The sequence below is a fragment of the Rhizobium sp. WYCCWR 11128 genome, assembly GCF_013416305.1.
GTDB classification, from domain to species: domain Bacteria; phylum Pseudomonadota; class Alphaproteobacteria; order Rhizobiales; family Rhizobiaceae; genus Rhizobium; species Rhizobium indicum.
Genome location: NZ_JACCEZ010000002.1, coordinates 887,289 through 904,997, shown reverse-complemented (window position 1 = coordinate 904,997; position 17,709 = coordinate 887,289). Strand labels below are relative to the sequence as shown.

19 protein-coding genes are annotated in these 17,709 nt (G+C 60.8%); 11 read left to right on the top strand and 8 right to left on the bottom strand.

Translation table 11 applies throughout. The features are described from left to right. Positions 1-46: 46 nt before the first annotated feature. Positions 47-484: a nucleoside deaminase gene (locus HX898_RS12090; protein WP_180194776.1), complete on the top strand. Its 438-nt coding sequence runs from the start codon at positions 47-49 to the stop codon at positions 482-484. Positions 485-534: 50 nt separating this feature from the next. Here HX898_RS12090 and HX898_RS12085 read toward each other — a convergent pair whose 3' ends face one another. Together HX898_RS12085 and ileS are read right to left on the bottom strand one after the other, a co-directional pair. Beyond that, on the bottom strand, positions 535-1,164 hold the full coding sequence (locus HX898_RS12085) for a hypothetical protein (RefSeq protein WP_180194749.1): 630 nt from the start codon (positions 1,162-1,164) through the stop codon (positions 535-537). 133 nt (positions 1,165-1,297) lie between these two features. Then, positions 1,298-4,189 carry an isoleucine--tRNA ligase gene (gene ileS, locus HX898_RS12080; RefSeq protein ID WP_138329005.1) on the bottom strand — a complete coding sequence of 964 codons (2,892 nt, stop codon included), beginning with the start codon at positions 4,187-4,189 and terminating at the stop codon, positions 1,298-1,300. A gap of 353 nt (positions 4,190-4,542) precedes the next feature. Between ileS and HX898_RS12075 the strand changes: the two genes are divergently transcribed. Both HX898_RS12075 and HX898_RS12070 read left to right on the top strand, forming a co-directional pair. Next, positions 4,543-4,806, top strand: coding sequence for a type II toxin-antitoxin system Phd/YefM family antitoxin (locus tag HX898_RS12075; RefSeq protein WP_180194748.1), 264 nt, complete (start codon positions 4,543-4,545; stop codon positions 4,804-4,806). Further along, the gene (locus tag HX898_RS12070; protein ID WP_180194747.1) at positions 4,803-5,261 is read left to right on the top strand and encodes a type II toxin-antitoxin system VapC family toxin; all 459 of its coding nucleotides are present in this window, start codon (positions 4,803-4,805) and stop codon (positions 5,259-5,261) included. Before HX898_RS12075 ends, HX898_RS12070 begins: the two co-directional genes overlap by 4 nt. Positions 5,262-5,272: 11 nt before the next feature. On the opposite strand, the gene HX898_RS12065 is transcribed toward HX898_RS12070, so the two are convergent. Further along, a complete protein-coding gene (locus HX898_RS12065; protein WP_138329006.1) occupies positions 5,273-6,256 on the bottom strand; it encodes a bifunctional riboflavin kinase/FAD synthetase in 984 nt (327 codons plus the stop codon). Between the two features lie 30 nt (positions 6,257-6,286). Then, complete coding sequence (locus HX898_RS12060) at positions 6,287-7,135, bottom strand: TIGR01459 family HAD-type hydrolase (protein ID WP_171599073.1); 849 nt, start codon at positions 7,133-7,135, stop codon at positions 6,287-6,289. Here HX898_RS12060 and HX898_RS12055 point away from each other — a divergent pair. The 4 genes from HX898_RS12055 (at position 7,128) to HX898_RS12040 (ending at position 10,622) form a co-directional block, all read left to right on the top strand. After that, on the top strand, positions 7,128-7,412 hold the full coding sequence (locus tag HX898_RS12055; RefSeq protein WP_180194746.1) for a hypothetical protein: 285 nt from the start codon (positions 7,128-7,130) through the stop codon (positions 7,410-7,412). The genes HX898_RS12060 and HX898_RS12055 overlap by 8 nt on opposite strands. A 117-nt stretch (positions 7,413-7,529) precedes the next feature. Then, positions 7,530-7,826, top strand: a complete 297-nt coding sequence (groES, locus tag HX898_RS12050) for a co-chaperone GroES (protein ID WP_003545797.1) — start codon at positions 7,530-7,532, stop codon at positions 7,824-7,826. 72 nt (positions 7,827-7,898) lie between these two features. Then, positions 7,899-9,542 carry a chaperonin GroEL gene (gene groL / locus HX898_RS12045; protein ID WP_012756206.1) on the top strand — a complete coding sequence of 548 codons (1,644 nt, stop codon included), beginning with the start codon at positions 7,899-7,901 and terminating at the stop codon, positions 9,540-9,542. Positions 9,543-10,175: 633 nt separating this feature from the next. Continuing rightward, complete coding sequence (locus HX898_RS12040; RefSeq protein WP_138328912.1) at positions 10,176-10,622, top strand: hypothetical protein; 447 nt, start codon at positions 10,176-10,178, stop codon at positions 10,620-10,622. Between the two features lie 63 nt (positions 10,623-10,685). Here HX898_RS12040 and HX898_RS12035 read toward each other — a convergent pair whose 3' ends face one another. Next, entirely contained in the window at positions 10,686-11,396 is a 711-nt protein-coding gene (locus tag HX898_RS12035) for a glutathione binding-like protein (protein ID WP_138328913.1), read from the bottom strand. Positions 11,397-11,711: 315 nt separating this feature from the next. Between HX898_RS12035 and HX898_RS12030 the strand changes: the two genes are divergently transcribed. Beyond that, positions 11,712-12,128, top strand: coding sequence for a DoxX family protein (locus tag HX898_RS12030; RefSeq protein WP_138328914.1), 417 nt, complete (start codon positions 11,712-11,714; stop codon positions 12,126-12,128). A gap of 79 nt (positions 12,129-12,207) precedes the next feature. On the opposite strand, the gene hisG is transcribed toward HX898_RS12030, so the two are convergent. The 3 genes from hisG to hisS form a co-directional block, all read right to left on the bottom strand. Beyond that, positions 12,208-12,903: an ATP phosphoribosyltransferase gene (gene hisG, locus HX898_RS12025; protein WP_180194745.1), complete on the bottom strand. Its 696-nt coding sequence runs from the start codon at positions 12,901-12,903 to the stop codon at positions 12,208-12,210. Then, on the bottom strand, positions 12,900-14,021 hold the full coding sequence (locus HX898_RS12020) for an ATP phosphoribosyltransferase regulatory subunit (RefSeq protein ID WP_028743742.1): 1,122 nt from the start codon (positions 14,019-14,021) through the stop codon (positions 12,900-12,902). Before HX898_RS12020 ends, hisG begins: the two co-directional genes overlap by 4 nt. 180 nt (positions 14,022-14,201) lie before the next feature. Then, positions 14,202-15,893, bottom strand: a complete 1,692-nt coding sequence (gene hisS, locus HX898_RS12015; RefSeq protein ID WP_180194744.1) for a histidine--tRNA ligase — start codon at positions 15,891-15,893, stop codon at positions 14,202-14,204. A gap of 129 nt (positions 15,894-16,022) precedes the next feature. On the opposite strand from hisS, the gene HX898_RS12010 reads away from it, so the two are divergent. The 3 genes from HX898_RS12010 (at position 16,023) to HX898_RS12000 (ending at position 17,706) form a co-directional block, all read left to right on the top strand. After that, a complete protein-coding gene (locus HX898_RS12010) occupies positions 16,023-16,781 on the top strand; it encodes a hypothetical protein (RefSeq protein WP_180194743.1) in 759 nt (252 codons plus the stop codon). A 126-nt stretch (positions 16,782-16,907) separates the two neighbouring features. Beyond that, positions 16,908-17,273: a hypothetical protein gene (locus HX898_RS12005; protein ID WP_180194742.1), complete on the top strand. Its 366-nt coding sequence runs from the start codon at positions 16,908-16,910 to the stop codon at positions 17,271-17,273. 73 nt (positions 17,274-17,346) lie between these two features. Continuing rightward, the gene (locus HX898_RS12000; protein ID WP_180194741.1) at positions 17,347-17,706 is read left to right on the top strand and encodes a DUF305 domain-containing protein; all 360 of its coding nucleotides are present in this window, start codon (positions 17,347-17,349) and stop codon (positions 17,704-17,706) included. The last annotated feature ends 3 nt before the right edge of the window (positions 17,707-17,709 follow it).

Genomic DNA, 17,709 nt, shown 5'->3' with positions numbered 1-17,709 from the left:
CTGCGGTTAAGTGGAAATTCTTGCGATCGTGAAGACAAATCGTTTCATGGAGATGGCGCTCGAAGAAGCGCGTGCCGCCGGAGAACGCGGCGAGGTGCCGATCGGCGCCGTCGTCGTTGTCGACGATATTGCCGTTTCACGCTCGGGAAACCGCACGCGCGAGCTCAAAGACGTGACCGCGCATGCCGAAATCGCCGCGATCCGGCTCGCCGGCGAAGCGCTCGGACAGGAACGTCTTACCGGCGCCGATCTCTACGTGACGCTGGAGCCTTGCACCATGTGCGCAGCAGCCATCTCGTTTGCGCGTATCCGCAGGCTCTACTACGGCGCCGAGGACCCGAAGGGCGGCGCCGTCGACAATGGCGTGCGATTTTATGGGCAGCCGACCTGTCACCACGCCCCGGAGGTCTATTCCGGCTTCAACGAGGTCCAATCGGCCGATCTGCTGCGAAAGTTCTTTTCACAAAGGAGAGAGGCGCCGTAATCCCAGCGCCGGTGCGCGGCGCCGTCATCCTTGGCGGCGCGCCGATAAAGCTATTGCAGGAGGTTCCACCACTGCTTGCCGGTGTTGGCGACAGCTGCATCCTTCTTACGCTTCTTCTGCTTCTTGAGCTCGGGCTCGCCGACATCATCGAGCTTTGCCGGATCGTCGACAGTGCGGTAGCCGGGCGGCGGATCGGATATATAGCGGCGCTGATCGACATAGGAGCCCTTCTGCAGGGCACGGGCTTCACGATAGGCCTTGGTCTGGGCTTCCGTCGTGCGCCGGCCGCCTTCGATCGCAGAGCTGGCGAGCGGCGAGCGGTAATTCGGATTGTCCGAATTCTCGTCGGCTTCCGAAACGAGACGGGCGCGGGTCTCCTCCGGCGATTCTAGCCATTGCGGATTGTCCTTGTTGGCGACCGTCTGCTGCGGCGCAACGAGGGTCTCCTTCTGCGCCTGTGCCGGCAGAACCAGCGTCGGCCGCGGCGTGTACTTGACGCCCTTGTTCTTCGGGTCCGGGCCGGTCAAAGACACGGACTGGCCGAGATCGTCGGTCAACTGTTCCACGGCGGTCTTGTCGGTGCCGTAGGTCGGGCTGCTGGCACAACCGGACACCAGGGAGCATCCCGCCACTACAACAGACAGGCAGGCGCCCATACGGAACCAATGCGTTGCTAACATGAAAACCCTTCCAGCCCTGCCGGTGCAATCATCGCCCAACCGGACAACCGTCCCCCTGACGCAAAAATCCGGCCATTTTCAGGCAGCTTTTACCGGATGAACCGCGAAAACGCAATTCATCCGGCAATATTCTTCACTTGAGCGTGGCAAGCTCGCGAAGGGCAGCAGCGTCGCGGGCCGAAACATCAGGATATTCGGGATCGGAACCGACATCCCTGGTGATACGCCAGGAGCGAGCGCATTTCTCACCCTCTGCAAGCTTCGGCACGACGCTGACCTGAGGCACGTCGGCAAGGCGGAAGGCATCCACTGGTCCTTCGCCGGCCTTGATCTCGATTGCCGAGGTGATGCAGACCTCGGTGAAGTCCTGGCCTTCGATCGCCTGCAGCAATTCAGGATCGGCGATGTGGACGACAGGAGCCGCCTCCAGCGAGGAGCCGATGCGCTTGTCCTTGCGCTCGATTTCCAGAGCGCCGGTCACAACCGAACGCACGGCGCGGATCTTCTTCCACTTCTCGGCCAAGGCATCGTTGCGCCATTCCTTTGCAACCGGAGCAAACTGCTCAAGATGCACAGAAACGGCGGACGGGTTGCGCGACAGCCAGGCCTCCTCGGTGGTGAAGGGCAGCATCGGGGCGAGCCAGGTCACCATGCAATCGAAGATCTGACGGATGACGTGCAGGCTGGCGCGCCGGCGCAGGCTCGACGGCGCATCGCAATAGAGCGCATCCTTGCGGACATCGAAATAGAAGGCCGAAAGCTCGACATTGGCGAAATCGATCAGCGCCCGGGCGATCTTCTTAAAGTCGAAGGCATCGTAGTTCTCGCGCACCAGCTCGTCGAGCTCGGCAAGCCGGTGCAGCATCAGCTGCTCCAGCTCCGGCAGATCGGCAAGCGCGATCTCCTCGCCCTTGTCGTGGGCGAGCGTGCCGAGCATCCAGCGGATGGTGTTGCGCAGCTTGCGATAGGCGTCGACATTGGTCTGGATGATCGTCTTGCCGACGCGCAGGTCGTCGGCATAATCCGAGGTCATCACCCAAAGGCGCAGAATATCGGCGCCGGCATCCTTCATCACTTCCTGCGGTGCTGTGACGTTGCCCTTCGACTTCGACATCTTCTCGCCCTTCTCGTCCATGGTGAAACCATGGGTGAGGACGGCGTTGTAAGGCGCACGGCCGCGGGTGGCCGCCGATTCCAGCAGCGACGAATGGAACCAGCCGCGATGCTGGTCGGAACCTTCGAGATAAAGGTCGGCCGGCCACTTCAGGTCCGGGCGGTCTTCGAGCGTGAAGGTGTGCGTCGAGCCAGAGTCGAACCAGACGTCGAGGATATCCATGACTTGGGTCCAGCGGGAATGGTCGTGGTCGTTGCCGAGGAAACGCTCCTTGGCGCCTTCGGCAAACCAGGCGTCGGCGCCCTCATCTTCGAAGGCTTCGAGGATGCGGGCATTGACGGCTTCGTCGACCAGAACCTCGCCCTCATCGTCAGCAAAGACGGCGATCGGCACGCCCCATGCCCTTTGACGGGAAAGAACCCAGTCCGGGCGGCCTTCGATCATGGCGCGCAGGCGGTTTTGGCCGGCGGCGGGCACGAAGCGCGTATCGTCGATCGCACTGAGCGCGCGCGAACGCAGCGTCGTGCCGTCGGCAAGGGTCTTGTCCATATAGACGAACCATTGCGGCGTGTTGCGGAAGATGACCGGCTTCTTCGAGCGCCAGGAATGCGGATACTGGTGCTTCAGCCGGCCGCGGGCAAAGAGCGCGCCGCGGGCGATCAGCTCCCTGATGACACGGTCGTTGGCATCGCCCTTCTTGCCGTTGTCGTCGATGACGCGGGCACCCTCGAAGCCGGGAGCGTCGGCGGTATAGAAGCCACCGTCGTCGACCGGGAACGGGATCTTGGTGTCGATGCCGCGGGCCTCAAGCGTGCGGACAGCCGACATCCAGGCATCGAAGTCTTCGCGACCGTGGCTGGGTGCGGTGTGCACGAAGCCGGTGCCGGCGTCATCGGTGACGTGATCGCCATCGAGCAACGGCACGAGGAATTCGTAGCCGCCGTCGAGATCTTTGAAGGGATGGGCACAGGTCATCGTTGCGAAGTCGGCCGCAGTGACATCGCTCAAGCGCTTGTACTGCAGCTTTGCCTTGGCGAAGGATTCCTCGGCCAGCTTATCGGCAAAGATCAGCTTTTCGCCCGGACGCGGACCAAAATCGTTCTCTGCGGCCGTCACCTCGTAGAGGCCGTAGGAGATGCGCGGCGAAAAGGAGACCGCGCGGTTGCCGGGGATGGTCCAGGGCGTGGTCGTCCAGATGACCACGAACGCATCCTTGAGCGCAGCCGGACCTTCGACGACGGGGAATTTCACCCAGATCGTATCGCTCTCATAGTCTTGGTATTCGACTTCTGCCTCGGCCAGCGCGGTGCGCTCGACGACCGACCACATGATCGGCTTGGAGCCGCGATAAAGCTGACCGCTTGCGGCGATCTTCAAGAGTTCGCCGGCGATGCGCGATTCCGCGTGGAAGTTCATCGTCGTATAGGGATTGTCGAAGTCGCCCTCGATGCCGAGACGCTTGAACTCTTCCGCCTGGACCTTGATCCAGCCGGCGGCGAATTCACGGCATTCCCGGCGGAATTCGTTGACCGGGACCTCGTCCTTGTTCTTGCCCTTCTCGCGATACTTTTCCTCGATCTTCCATTCGATCGGCAGGCCGTGGCAATCCCAGCCGGGCACGTAATTGGCGTCGTAGCCGCGCATCTGGAACGAACGGTTGATGACGTCCTTGAGGATCTTGTTCAGCGCGTGGCCGATATGGATGTTGCCGTTGGCATAGGGCGGGCCGTCGTGAAGGACGAATTTCTCGCGGCCGGCGGCAGACGCGCGCAGTTTCTTGTAGAGACCCATCTCCTGCCAACGCTTGACGAGTTCCGGCTCCTTCTGCGGCAGGCCGGCGCGCATGGGGAAATCGGTCTCGGGCAAATAGAGGGTCTTCGAATAGTCGATCTTTTCGGCTGTGTCGGTCATGTCTGACAATCGTTTTTTGGCGGCCCAGGAAAGGGCGCAACGGGCGTGAAATAGCTGGTGACGGAAGCGCTCGTATCCAAGCGCCAAAAACCCGGACCTTCCGGCCGCTTAGCGCGCGCGGAAGGCCGGGCCGATAATTCGCATCATCATTGCCAGCCGATATTTCTTCATCGCGCCGGTTCATAGGCGTTTTTGCCGGCAAAAGGAAGAGAAGAATTCGCTGCCCGCAATCGGCTTCAACGGCTGGAATCGCCGGTGCCCGCATCGTTCCGGAAAGCCTATGGCTGGAAAGTCTATGCGGCTTGTGGTATATATCTGACTATCTGACCAGATTTGGATCGAGAGCCAGAGCCATGAAAAAAATCACCAAGCAAAGCTGGAAGCTCGAAGACGCGAAAGCGCGCTTCAGCGAGGTGGTCCGTCGTGCACACAGCGAAGGACCGCAGCGCGTGACTGTTCGCGGCCGGGACAGCGTCGTCGTCATCAGCGCCGAAGAGCTCGACCAACTGACCAAAGCCGAACCGAAAAAGCCTTTCGTCGCCTTCATGGAGAGCCTCGACCTCAAAAAGCTCGACCTCGAGCGAGAAGCAGATTACGGGCGGGATGCAGAGCTGTGATCGGCTGGCTGCTCGATACCAACGTCATTGCCGCGCTGATCAATCCGAACGGTGCACCCTCCGTCAAATCCTGGGCTGCGGCTCAAGACGAGGAGCGGATGTTCATCAGCATCCTCACACTGGCGGAATATGACAAAGGCATCGAAAACCTGCCGGACGACGATCAAAACCGCTATCGTTATGCGGCCTCCCGCGATGCGCTGGAGGAAAGGTTTTCGCAGCGCGTTCTTTCGCTGAGCGACTCAGCCGTCAGGCACTGGGGCGTCATTTCAGGGCAGGTGAAACTCAAGACCGGACATGCGCCGTCGGTTGTCGACACGATGCTCGCAGCAACCGCAATCGAGCACAATCTCTATCTGGTGACGCGAAACGTCAGGGATACGCGCTTCTCCGGCGCGGCGATCTTCGATCCATGGACGAACGATCCCGGTCAGTTTCCGCTGAGCCGGAGATAGCCAAGGCGACCTCAGGAAAAGCAGAGTTTCTGATCAAGTGCGCCGATTGGTTTAACACCCGCAAGCAGCGCCCTCGCCTCTTCCTCATCGCGTTTGATCTGGGCGACCAGCGGATCGAGGCCGTCGAATTTCAGCTCAGGGCGGAGATAGCCGAAGAAGGAGACGGAGCAGAGCTGGCCATAGAGATCGCCGCTGAAATCGAAAAGATAGGTTTCGAGCAGCGGTGCGCCGTTTTCCGTCACCGTCGGGCGGCGGCCGTAGCTTGCGACGGCATCGTGGAGCGTGCCGTCCTGGCGGCGGAAGCGGACGGCGTAGATGCCGGCGGCAAGATCGACCTCCGGCGGCAGGCGCATGTTGGCCGTGGGAAAACCCAGCTGCCGGCCGAGCTTTTCGCCATCGATCACCTCAGCCTCCACCGTATAGCGGTAACCGAGCATGCCGGCGACTTCGCTGACATTGCCCTCCTTCAGGAGCGCGCGGATATGGCTCGAAGAGACGACATCGGCGTTTTCGTCGCGGAAAGCATCGATCAGGGTGACGCCGAAGCCGTAGGTATGGCCGGCATTCATCAGGAAGGCGGGACCGCCCTCGCGGCCGCGGCCGAAATGGAAATCGAAGCCGGTGACGACTTCGGAGGCGCCGAGCCAATCCTTCAGGATCGAGTGGATGAAATCATCGGCCGAGCGCTGCGAGAACTCGTAGTCGAAAGGATATTCGATGACGGCGCTGAAGCCCAGCGTTTCCAGGATACGGGCCTTCAGCGGCGCCGGCGTCAGGCGGAAGACCGGTGTCTGCGGCCGGAAGACCGTGCGCGGATGCGGCTCGAAGGTCAGCACCAACGCGGGGATACCGCGCGCCTTGGAGATCTCGAGCGCCCGGTTCAGCACCGATTGATGGCCTCGGTGCACGCCGTCGAAATTGCCGATGGCAATGACGCCGCCCTTCAGATGGGCGGGTAGGGGTTCCCGGGTTTCATTGCGGTGGAAGACGGTCATCGGCTGGCTTCTCTTCATGCAAGGCGTGTCTCATGCAAGGCGGGGCATCCACCACTTCGGCGCGGCGTTTTCCCGTTCGAGATAGGCGTTGAGGATCGCCTCGTCGGTTTCACCGTTGAGAGTATATTCCTTAGCGTGGATACCGCCGCTGATGTAGAGGAGGTCGAGGCCGTAATTCAAGGCGCCGCGCACATCGGTCGGCATGCCATCGCCGATCGCCAGCACACGCTCGACCGGGAAATCGCCGCTAAGCTCGCGGGCAGCCGCTAGCGTCGCCTCGTAGATCGGCCGGTGCGGCTTGCCGGCGATGCGGGTGCTGCCGCCGAGCTGCTCGTAATAGGCGGCCATGGCGCCGGCGCAGGGGATGATGCGATGGCCACGCTCGACGATGAGGTCGGGATTGGCGCAGATCATCGGCACGTCGCGAGCTTTGAAATCGAGAAGCATATCGGTGTAGTCCTCCGGCTTCTCCGTCTCGTCGTCGAAAAAGCCGGTGCAGACGAGCGATAGCGCTTCGCCGGCCGGCCGGCGCTCGACGCCAATGCCTTCGAGAAGCGCCTTGTCGCGCTCGGGGCCGAGCAGAAAGACGGTCTTCGGCCCCTCTGCGATCAAACCGCGCGTGACGTCGCCCGAGGTGACGATCCTGTCATAGGCGCTGTCGGGAACGCCGATCTGGCGCAACTGCTCGACCACCTGCCAGGAAAGGCGCGGTGAATTGGTGATAAGGACAACGGCGAGGCCGCTTTCGCGTGCCGCTTCAAGGGCTGCGGCCGCCTTCGGGAACGGATCGACGCCGTTGTGAACGACGCCCCAGACATCGCAGAGCACCACATCATAGTGACCTGATATCTCCGAGAAGTTTTCTATCCGCTTGGCCATTCCGATTTCCCGATTTGCTTCAGTCACCGGTGACATTGCAAAGGCGCAAGGCGATGGCAAGGCATTTTCTTCGCTGCCGGACCAATGCGAGGAGCTTGAACGGCGATCCGGCGAAGCGGATGGGCAAAGGGTTTTGATGATTATCGCGAAGCGGCAGATCGCTGACGGCGGACGAGTTCGGCAAAGTTCGGCAGCACCCGGGTTTCGGCCGCAATCTCGTACTATTCTCCAGCCTCTTCACAATTCCGGCACAAAAATTCGTGATTGCTCTCATTGACTCCTCTCGGAGCCATCCCTAAATGCTCGTCGCTAGCACTCACCGCAAGGGAGTGCTAACATCTATCCATGTGGGCCACTCCGGTCCGCGAATGTCATTCGATCGAGGGATTAGACAATGGCAAGCACCAACTTCCGCCCCCTTCACGACCGCGTCGTTGTTCGCCGCGTTGAGTCCGAAGCCAAGACCAAGGGCGGCATCATCATTCCCGATACCGCCAAGGAAAAGCCGCAGGAAGGCGAAATCGTCGCCGTCGGCTCCGGCGCGCGCGATGAGTCCGGCAAGGTCGTCGCACTCGACGTCAAGGCTGGCGACCGCATCCTGTTCGGCAAGTGGTCCGGCACCGAAGTCAAGATCGACGGCGAAGACCTTCTGATCATGAAGGAAGCCGACATCATGGGCATCATCGGCTGATCGGCCGACCTGCTTTCCCGAAATGGCTGACGGGCCTTTTGCCCGAACAACTCGAATTCAGGAGTTAAGAATATGGCATCTAAAGAAATCAAGTTTGGCCGCACCGCGCGCGAAAAGATGCTGCGCGGCGTCGACATTCTCGCCGATGCAGTGAAGGTCACGCTCGGCCCGAAGGGCCGTAACGTCATCATCGACAAGTCCTTCGGCGCGCCGCGCATCACCAAGGACGGCGTTTCGGTCGCCAAGGAAATCGAACTCGAAGACAAGTTCGAAAACATGGGCGCCCAGATGGTCCGCGAAGTTGCTTCGAAGACCAACGACATCGCCGGCGACGGCACCACGACGGCTACCGTTCTTGCCCAGGCGATCGTTCGCGAAGGCAACAAGGCCGTTGCAGCCGGCATGAACCCGATGGACCTGAAGCGCGGCATCGATCTTGCTGTCGCCGACGTCGTGAAGGATCTCCAGGCCAAGGCCAAGAAGATCTCGACTTCGGAAGAAGTTGCACAGGTCGGCACGATTTCGGCCAATGGCGACAAGCAGGTCGGTCTCGACATTGCTGAAGCCATGCAGAAAGTCGGCAACGAAGGCGTCATCACGGTTGAAGAAGCAAAGACCGCCGAAACCGAACTCGAAGTCGTCGAAGGCATGCAGTTCGACCGCGGCTACCTCAGCCCCTACTTCGTGACCAACCCGGAAAAGATGATCGCCGACCTCGAAGACGTCTTCATTCTCCTTCACGAGAAGAAGCTCTCGAACCTGCAGTCGATGCTCCCGGTTCTCGAAGCTGTCGTCCAGACCGGCAAGCCGCTCCTCATCGTCGCTGAAGACGTCGAAGGCGAAGCTCTTGCTACGCTCGTCGTCAACAAGCTGCGCGGCGGCCTGAAGATTGCTGCCGTCAAGGCTCCTGGCTTCGGCGATCGCCGCAAGGCCATGCTCGAAGACATCGCCATCCTGACCGGCGGCACTGTCATCTCCGAAGACCTCGGCATCAAGCTCGAATCCGTCACGCTCGACATGCTCGGCCGTGCCAAGAAGGTTTCGATCTCCAAGGAAAACACGACGATCGTCGACGGTTCGGGCGCCAAGACCGACATCGAAGGCCGTGTTGCCCAGATCAAGGCGCAGATCGAAGAAACCACTTCGGACTACGACCGCGAGAAGCTGCAGGAACGTCTTGCCAAGCTCGCTGGCGGCGTTGCCGTCATCCGCGTCGGCGGCTCGACGGAAGTCGAAGTGAAGGAAAAGAAGGACCGCATCGACGACGCGCTCAACGCGACCCGCGCTGCTGTTCAGGAAGGCATCGTCCCCGGCGGCGGTATCGCTCTGCTCCGCTCCTCCACGAAGATCACCGTCAAGGGTGCAAACGACGACCAGGAAGCCGGCATCAACATCGTTCGCCGCGCCCTGCAGTCGCTCGTTCGTCAGATCGCTGAAAACGCAGGCGACGAAGCCTCGATCGTTGTCGGCAAGGTCCTCGACAAGAACGAAGACAACTACGGCTACAACGCCCAGACGTCCGAATATGGCGACATGATCGCCATGGGTATCGTCGACCCGCTCAAGGTCGTTCGCACGGCGCTGCAGAACGCTGCTTCTGTCGCATCGCTGCTGATCACCACCGAAGCCATGATTGCCGAACTGCCGAAGAAAGAATCGGCTGGCGGTGGCATGCCGGGCGGAATGGGCGGAATGGGCGGAATGGACATGATGTGATCGGCGAAAGCCATCACTGACTACCATTCCGGCATCCGGAACAGGAAGGGCGGCCCTCGGGTCGCCCTTTTCTTTTGACCAAAGCGATTCGACGTGCGGTAGGACCGATTGGCATAGCCGATGAAACGTTTGCCCGGCTCTCTACTGCAGCCCCAGGCGCGAAGCTTGCGCCAGGCTTACGTTGCCCACGTCTTTCTCCGCCCACCGACATGCGAGAGATCATTGAGTTGCGGCACGATTTCCGGCCTGACGCAGCGTGAAAACGTTTGCAACGCTCTCAAAGATGATCCTCCTGTGCCAATTCTGGCGAAATAGGCCGAAGATGCAGGCATCCTAAGAAATGAGGCCGATCCGAATACCCCTTAAAAAGCCGTTGCCGTTTATCCAAAAGCTCCTATAAATCCGCGCTGCAATTAAAGCGCGCCCGGCGATAATTTTTCGCCAATAGACGAGGCCGGAGCGCGGAAGGCGATACGTGAACGTTCGGCTTCGAAGGGCTCCGCTTACGGAGGCCAGATGGCCGTGGCAATCATCGCCGGATGAAGCGCGGACATCATGCCCGCTGCTGCGTGATCCTGTTTCTTTGTGTTTGCCGAGCGTGCGGCGGGAGCCGCATCCGAACGGGGGAACGCCTTGTTTAAGATCGCCAGAGCCAATGTAGCCGTACCTTTGACGCCCGGCTCGTTTGATGACGCCAATCAAAATCACGAGATGTTGGCGCAGTTTTCCGTTTCCGAAGCCTGGACTGGAGATTTTTCGAGCGGCATGCTCCGTCTCGGCGAATGGAGCGCGATGCTGCACGGCCTTGCCGCACGGGAATGCGGACTGCTCAGCCTGATCCGCTGCTATGATGCCAAGGACCGCAGCCACATATTGGAGTTGTTCGAGCAGGCGGCGACACTCTGCTCCTCCTTCTGTTTTTCGACGACGATCATCATGCCGAACGGCTTTCGCCAGCCGCTCTTCTGCATGGGCGAGTCCAACGGTCTCGAGCAGAAATACAGCGGCAGCATGGTCGGCGTCTTCGTCTTTCCGCGATTCAAGCTGGAAGGCACAAAGCAGATCACAAGTCGGCGATAGGCCGGAAATCAAGATAAAAGGCCGCCTCGAGGGCGGCCTTCGTGCTTTCCAGCGATCCGTCCGTTACTCCGGCTTGACCGGTATGTTGAGGCCCCTGGCACTTGCCGGACGGGCGATGCAACGCTCCAGCCAATCCGAGACAGCGGGGAATTTCGCATATTCGAGCACCTCTCGGCCGCCATAGAAAATATCGGCGCCGCGAACCCAGGTGAAGGTGGTGATGTCGGCGATTGTATAGAGATCGCCCATGATCCACTGACGACCCTTCAGCCTGTCTTCGAGCACGCCGAGCAACCGTTTGGATTCATCGCGATATCGCTCGACCGGATAGGAATTGTTGGCGACCTTGTCGGCGGCGAATTTATGGAAATGTCCGAACTGGCCGAACATCGGGCCGATACCCGCCATCTGGAAAAACACCCACTGGATGGTTTCGTAGCGACCCGCGGCATCAGCAGGGATGAGCTTGCCGGTTTTCTCGGCGAGATAAAGCAGGATGGCGCCGGATTCGAAAAGGCCGATCGGCTTTCCGTCCGGGCCGTTCGGATCGATGATCGCCGGAATGCGGCCGTTCGGGTTGAGAGATTCGAACTCCGGCGACTTCTGCTCGTTGGCGGCGAAGGAAATATAATGCGGCTCATAGGCGAGCCCGAGCTCTTCGAGGGCGACCGAGACCTTCACCCCATTCGGCGTCTGCAGGGAATAGAGCTGGATGATATCGGGATTTTTCGCCGGCCAGCGCGTCGTGATCGGAAATGCGGAAAGATCTGCCATCGGATTCTCCATGTTGGGCGCCGACCATAAAAGACCGGGCTTGGCAAAGGCAAGCGGGGGGCAGCTAATGCATGTCGCCCAAAAGTGTGCGGCGGTTTTGGGCCAACGACATGCATGACCACAAAAGATCTAAGCGCGTCGCATGAATCCGGTCGAACGCGGCGCGCTTTGGAGATCGTTCCATATTAGTGAACGAAGTGTCCCCTTTCGTTTATCTTTCCACAACGCAAGAAAAGAGCGACATAGAGGCATCCGAGGTCGAACCGGTGCTGGGGCACCAAGATCTCCAAAGTCCTTGAAACGGAGACAACGTCCATGTCGAACAACGTCATCATCCTGATTGCCCGTATTCTTCTTTCCTTCATGTTCATCCTTTCCGGCTTCATGAAGCTCACCGATCCTGCCGGTACTGCGGGCATGATCGCCGGTGCCGGCCTGCCGGCAGCAACCCTGCTGGCCTATGTCGCAGGCCTTTTCGAACTGCTGGCCGGCCTTGCGGTTCTTACAGGCTTCCAGGTCCGCATTGCCGGCTGGCTGCTCGCCGCCTTCTGTGTCTTCACGGGCATTGCCTTCCACCTGCCCTACGCGAGTGGCACGGAACTCGTGAACATTCTCAACCAGATCATGGTCATGAAGAATATCACGCTGGCCGGCGCGTACATACTGCTCGCCACCGTCGGTGCCGGTGCCTATTCGATCGACGCACGCCGCGGCGCCTACGCAGCCGCCTGATACCAGCAGACATCCTCCCATAAATGCGAAAACCCGCCGTCACCCGACGGCGGGTTTTCTTGTGCCTTGATGACGGGGATCAGAGGGCGGCGCGCACCGCGTCGATGATCGCCTGGACCGCCGGTTCGTCCGCATGGCTCTCCTTGCGGGCGCGCACGAGGCAGGCCTGCGAATGCAGGATGACGCCGTCCTGGAGCACCTTCAGGTGGTTGGCACGCAGCGTCGAGCCGGTGGAGGTGATATCGACGATGATATCGGCCGAGCCGGAGGCGGGAGCACCCTCGGTGGCGCCCAGGCTTTCGACGATGCGATAAAGCTGGATGCCGTGCTGGCTCGAAAAGAACTGCTGGGTCAGCCGCCAGTATTTGGTGGCGATGGCAAGGCGCCTGGAGTGGCGGGCGCGGAAATCGGCGGCGACATCGACGAGATCGGCCATGGTGTCGACATCGAGCCAGATCTCCGGCACGGCGACGACGACATCGGCATGGCCGAATCCGAGGCGGGCGCAGAATTCGACGCGCTTGTCGACCTCGGCAAAACCTTCCCGCATCAGATCCTCGCCGGTGACACCGAAATCGACGGTGCCGTTGCCGATTTCGCGGGAGATTTCGGAAGCCGAGAGGAAAGCGATTTCCACATCGTCCCAGCCTTCGACGCGGCCGCGATAGGAGCGGTCGTTACCAACAGCCGAGATCGTCATGCCGGCACGTTCGAAGATCGCCGAAGCGTCCTCCTTCATCCGGCCCTTGGAGGGAAGCGCGATGGTGATGGTCATGCGGCTGCCCTTTCGGTTTCGATGCGGTCGAGCCAGAAGGAGAAGCCGACGGCCGGAATGCGGTCCGTCGCACCGAGGAAGGTCAGGAGCCGGTCGAAGCGGCCGCCGCCGGCCAGAACCGCGGTCGAACCTTCGACCGTCACCTCGAAGACGAGGCCGGTGTAGTAGTCGAGCGGCCGTCCGAAGGCGGCACGATAGTCGAGGCAGGAAAGATCGACGCCGGCATTGGAAAGTGCTGCGACGCGGCCATTGAAACGGGAAAGCGCGTTGCCGAGTTTCAGGCCGGCAGCATCGGCGAAACCGGAAAGGGCCGCGGACGCATTGACGAGCGGCACGTCGAGCGACAGGAACTCTTCCAGCACATGGAAGGCGGCATCGTCGAGGCGCGTTTCGGACAGGATGAGCTTTTCCTTGAGCCGTCGGGCGATCTCCAGGGCCGAGCGGCCGGCATTCGTCGAATAGCCGGTCTTCTGCATCTCGCGCTCGAGATGGGCGACCAGCGCCTGCTCGTCGCCTGATGCGACAAGCCTGGCGATATCGTCGTCCAGCCCGGTGACGAATTGCGGGCTGACGAGGCTGGCAAGCAGCGCCTCCAACTGCGTCATATTGCCGAAGGCGTGGATCAGGCGCTTCTGCCAGCCGAGCGGCAGGCCAAGCGCCTGGACGACAGCCTCGAACACTGCCTGGTCGCCCAATGTCACGGCTAAGCGCCGGCCCGGCAGCAGGCGGGCGAGAATGCCGGTGGCATCGCCGATGGCGCGAGCGTCGGCGTTTGACAGATCGATATCGCCAAGATCCTCGATGCCGGCCTGATAGAATTCGTTGGCGCCGTCGCGGCGCTGACGGAAAACCTCACCGAGATAGGCGTAACGCTTCGGCGTGCCGGTCGCCGTCTCGATGTGGCGCAGACAGACGGGAATGGTAAATTCGGGACGCAGGCAAAGGCTGGCCCCGGTTTCACTCTCCGTCATGAAGATGCGGCGGCGCAGATCCTCGCCGGCGATATCAAGGAAAGGTTCGGCCGGCTGAATGACCGGCGTATCGATGCGCTCGGCGTTGCGCTCGATGAATTCGGCGATGAGGTCGTTGGCGAATTCGGGGAGATTGATCAGGGGCATTGGCTTGACTTCCCTCTTCTCCCCAGCGGGGAGAAGATGCCCAGCAGGGCAGATGAGGGGGATGAGGAGTGTAAACGACGAATGTCCTGAGCGGCGAGCGAAGGACAGCTTCTGCCGTGATGCCCCCTCATCCGACCCTTCGGGCCACCTTCTCCCCGAGGGGAGAAGGGGAGATCCCTCTCAATCTTTGTCATCAGTGTCACCGACTTGAGCGGGATCATATGGAATTGCGAAGCCGATGGCCGCTCGCTTCCGATCCTCGGCCTGCGCAGCAAGGATCTCCCTGACCTTGGCGACGAGGTCGGCTTCCGGCGCCGTCTCCTGCGCCACGCGCGCTTCGCGCCAGCTGGCATTGTCCTCGATCTCGCCGGAGAGCCGCTTGCCTTCGATCAGATCCTTGATCTGCACGACGCTTGTCGCGCGCTCGTCACCGCCCTGGATGATGGCGACAGGGCAGCCGCGGCGATCGGCATATTTCAGCTGGTTGCCGAATTTCTTCCAGTTGCCCTGGTACATCTCGGCGCGGATGCCGGCGGCGCGCAGTTCCTGCGTCATCCTCTGATAGCGGCCCATCGCCTCGACATCGCCGTCCATGACGGTGACCAAGACCGGCTCGATGACCTCGCTGGCGCCGAGCTTGCCGAGGTTCTTCAGCGCCGTCATCAGCCTGGAGACGCCGATCGAAAAGCCTGTTGCCGGAACCGGCTGGCCCATGAAGCGTGAGACGAGGCCATCATAACGGCCGCCGCCGCCGACCGAACCGAAGACGACCTTCTCGCCCTTTTCGTTCGTCACGTCGAAGAGCAGTTCGGCCTCGTAGACCGGGCCGGTATAATATTCGAGGCCGCGGACGACAGAAACATCTATGCGGATTCGTTTCGTACCATAACCTGCAGACCGGGCTAAGCCGCTTATGATTTTTAGTTCTTCAATCCCTTCTTTAAGCTTATCGCTTTCTGGGAATAGACCAGCAAAAATATCAAGAACGCGCGGGTTACCTAAGACCAAGTCCCCGACGTGTGGGCTGTTCGCCATCGTTTCTGACGGACTGACGATAACATCATCGCTCAAGACCTCTGAAATCGGCATAAACATGAAATAGTCTTTTCGATCTTCGATTTGGATCGCGTAGAGCTTTTCCAGTCGATCAATTTGCTCTTTATTCAGACCAGCACCTTTGGTGAAGTCGCCGGATTCATCCTTGCGTCCCTCGCCGAGCAGCAAGCGAACACCATCCAGCCCGAACTTGTCGAGCTTGTCGATGGCGCGCAGCACGTTCAACCGTTGCCCCGCCTTGTCGTCACCGCCGAGACCGATTGCCTCGAGCACGCCATCCAGAACCTTGCGGTTATTGACGCGGATGACATAGTCGCCGCGCTTGATGCCGAGGGCTTCCAGCGTATCGGCCATCATCATGCACATTTCGGCATCGGCCTGAACACCCGGCGCGCCGACGGTGTCGGCATCGAACTGCATGAACTGGCGGAACCGGCCTGGGCCCGGCTTCTCGTTGCGGAAGACGTAGCCGGCGCGATAGGTGCGGTAGGGCAGCTGAATTTCGTTGAAATTCTCGGCGACATGACGGGCGAGCGGCGCCGTCAGGTCGTAACGCAGCGACATCCATTGCTCGTCATCGTCCTGCAGCGAGAACACGCCCTCGTTCGGCCGGTCGCTGTCGGGCAGAAACTTGCCGAGCGCATCGGTATATTCGAACAGCGGCGTTTCGAGCGGATCGAAACCATAGTGCTCATAGACTTCCCGGATCTTTGCCGTCATCTCGTTGACGGCGCGGATATCGCCGGCCGTCCGGTCGACGAAGCCGCGCGGCAGGCGGGCCTTGAGCTTTTGCGGTTTCTTCTGCTTGTCGTTCATTTCCGGGAGTTCCACTGACTGTGACAGTGGCGGTTTCCTAGCGGATTGGGCGGGGAGCGGCAAGGGCGAAGGGTCTTGATGTGGCTGCGAGAATCGATTGAACGAAAGGCATCCATCAGAAATGCGGATATGCTCATGATCACTGAGGCGCTTCTCTATGCCGCAACCTTGCCGCTGACCGGCAAGCCGCATCGAAAGTTCATCCGCTATTCCGTCAATCTCTGGTCGCGGGCCGGGCGCTGCGCGGCGGATTGGGCCGAACATGAGGAGATGAGCCGGAAGGCGATCCTGGCGGCGACGGCCGATCTCAGGCAGAAGCGGACCGCCGTCGTCCTCGGCTCCGGCCTGTTGCGCGACGTGCCGATCGAGGTGTTGGCGCGAGATTTCGACACCGTCGTTCTGGTCGATCTCGTTCATCTCGCTTCGGTGCGCCTGTGGCTGTCGGCCAAAGGCTATCGCAATGTCCGGCTGATCGAGCGCGATCTCTCCGGCTACGACGACCTCGCCGCCGGCCGCGAGCCCGAACCGCTAGGCTTCCTGCGCGGCGTGCCCTATCTCGATTTCGTGGTTTCCGCCAACCTCTTGTCGCAGATCGGTCGCGGCGTGAAACGGCGCCACGAGGCAGAGACCGACCGGATGCCTGCAGACACGGTGGAAAGGCTGATCGCCGCACACCTGGCTGGGCTTTCCGGCCTTCCCTGCCGCAGCTGCCTGGTGACCGACATCGCCTATGCCGTCATCGACCGCAATGGCAAGACGCATGAAGAGGCCGACCTGCTGCACGGCGTTTTACCGCCGCCGGCAAAAGCCGCCTGGACATGGCCGGTGGCGCCGCTCGGCGAAGAAAGCAAGGATTATAGGATCGAGCACAAGGTCATTGCCGCCTAGCACGATGCGAGGATTGAAAGTGTTACAGCGTCCTTTGCGCGTCTGAAAAGACGCGCGGCGCTGCAGTGATCGGGATGTGATCGCCGTTCGGCTTGGCTTGTCTCCAGCCTTCGCCTATAAAACAGCATGCGTTTGCTCGCCCTCATCACGATGTTTCTCGGCTGGCTAGTCTACAGCGCCATGTCCGCATGGGCGGGCTGTCCGACATGCGCGTCAATGAATGCGCCGGTCGCCGTCGAAACCGGCATGCACCACGAAATGCACGGCGTGGCTATGTCCGAGGCGGCGGACAAGGCCGCTCCCTTGAAAGACCCCTGCGCCACCGGCAATTCTGCGCATATGCCGCTTTGCGCCGCCTGCCTGCTGCTACCACCGGCGGTCACGGTCATGGATGGCGGAAAGTCCATTTTCGGCTATCCCGCTCCGGCGCTCGCCCGCGCCCTGGATGACGACAAGCCGACACCGCAGCCGCCCCCTCCCCGACTGTCCTGACACGACGACTATCCATGCCAATCAGGTGGCTCGGCCACCTGGAAACCTATGTCAGACAGAGGAAGGAACTCTCATGTCTCTGAAAATCATCGCCCTCTCCGCAGTGCTCGCGATCGTCGCCGCTCCCGTCCTTGCCGAAGACAAGCCGATGGACATGAGCAAGCCGATGGGCAACCACGATGCGGCAAGCCACGCCTTCAGCGAGGCGAATGCCAAGATGCACAAGGATATGATGATCGAGTATAGCGGCGATGCCGATGCGGATTTCGTCCGCGGCATGATCCCGCACCATCAGGGCGCGATCGATATGGCCAAGATCGAGCTGCAATACGGAAAAGATCCCGATATCCGCAAACTCGCCGAAGCCGTCATCAAGGCGCAGGAGGCCGAGATCGCCGAGATGAACGCCTGGCTCAAAGCCCACGGCAAGTAGTCG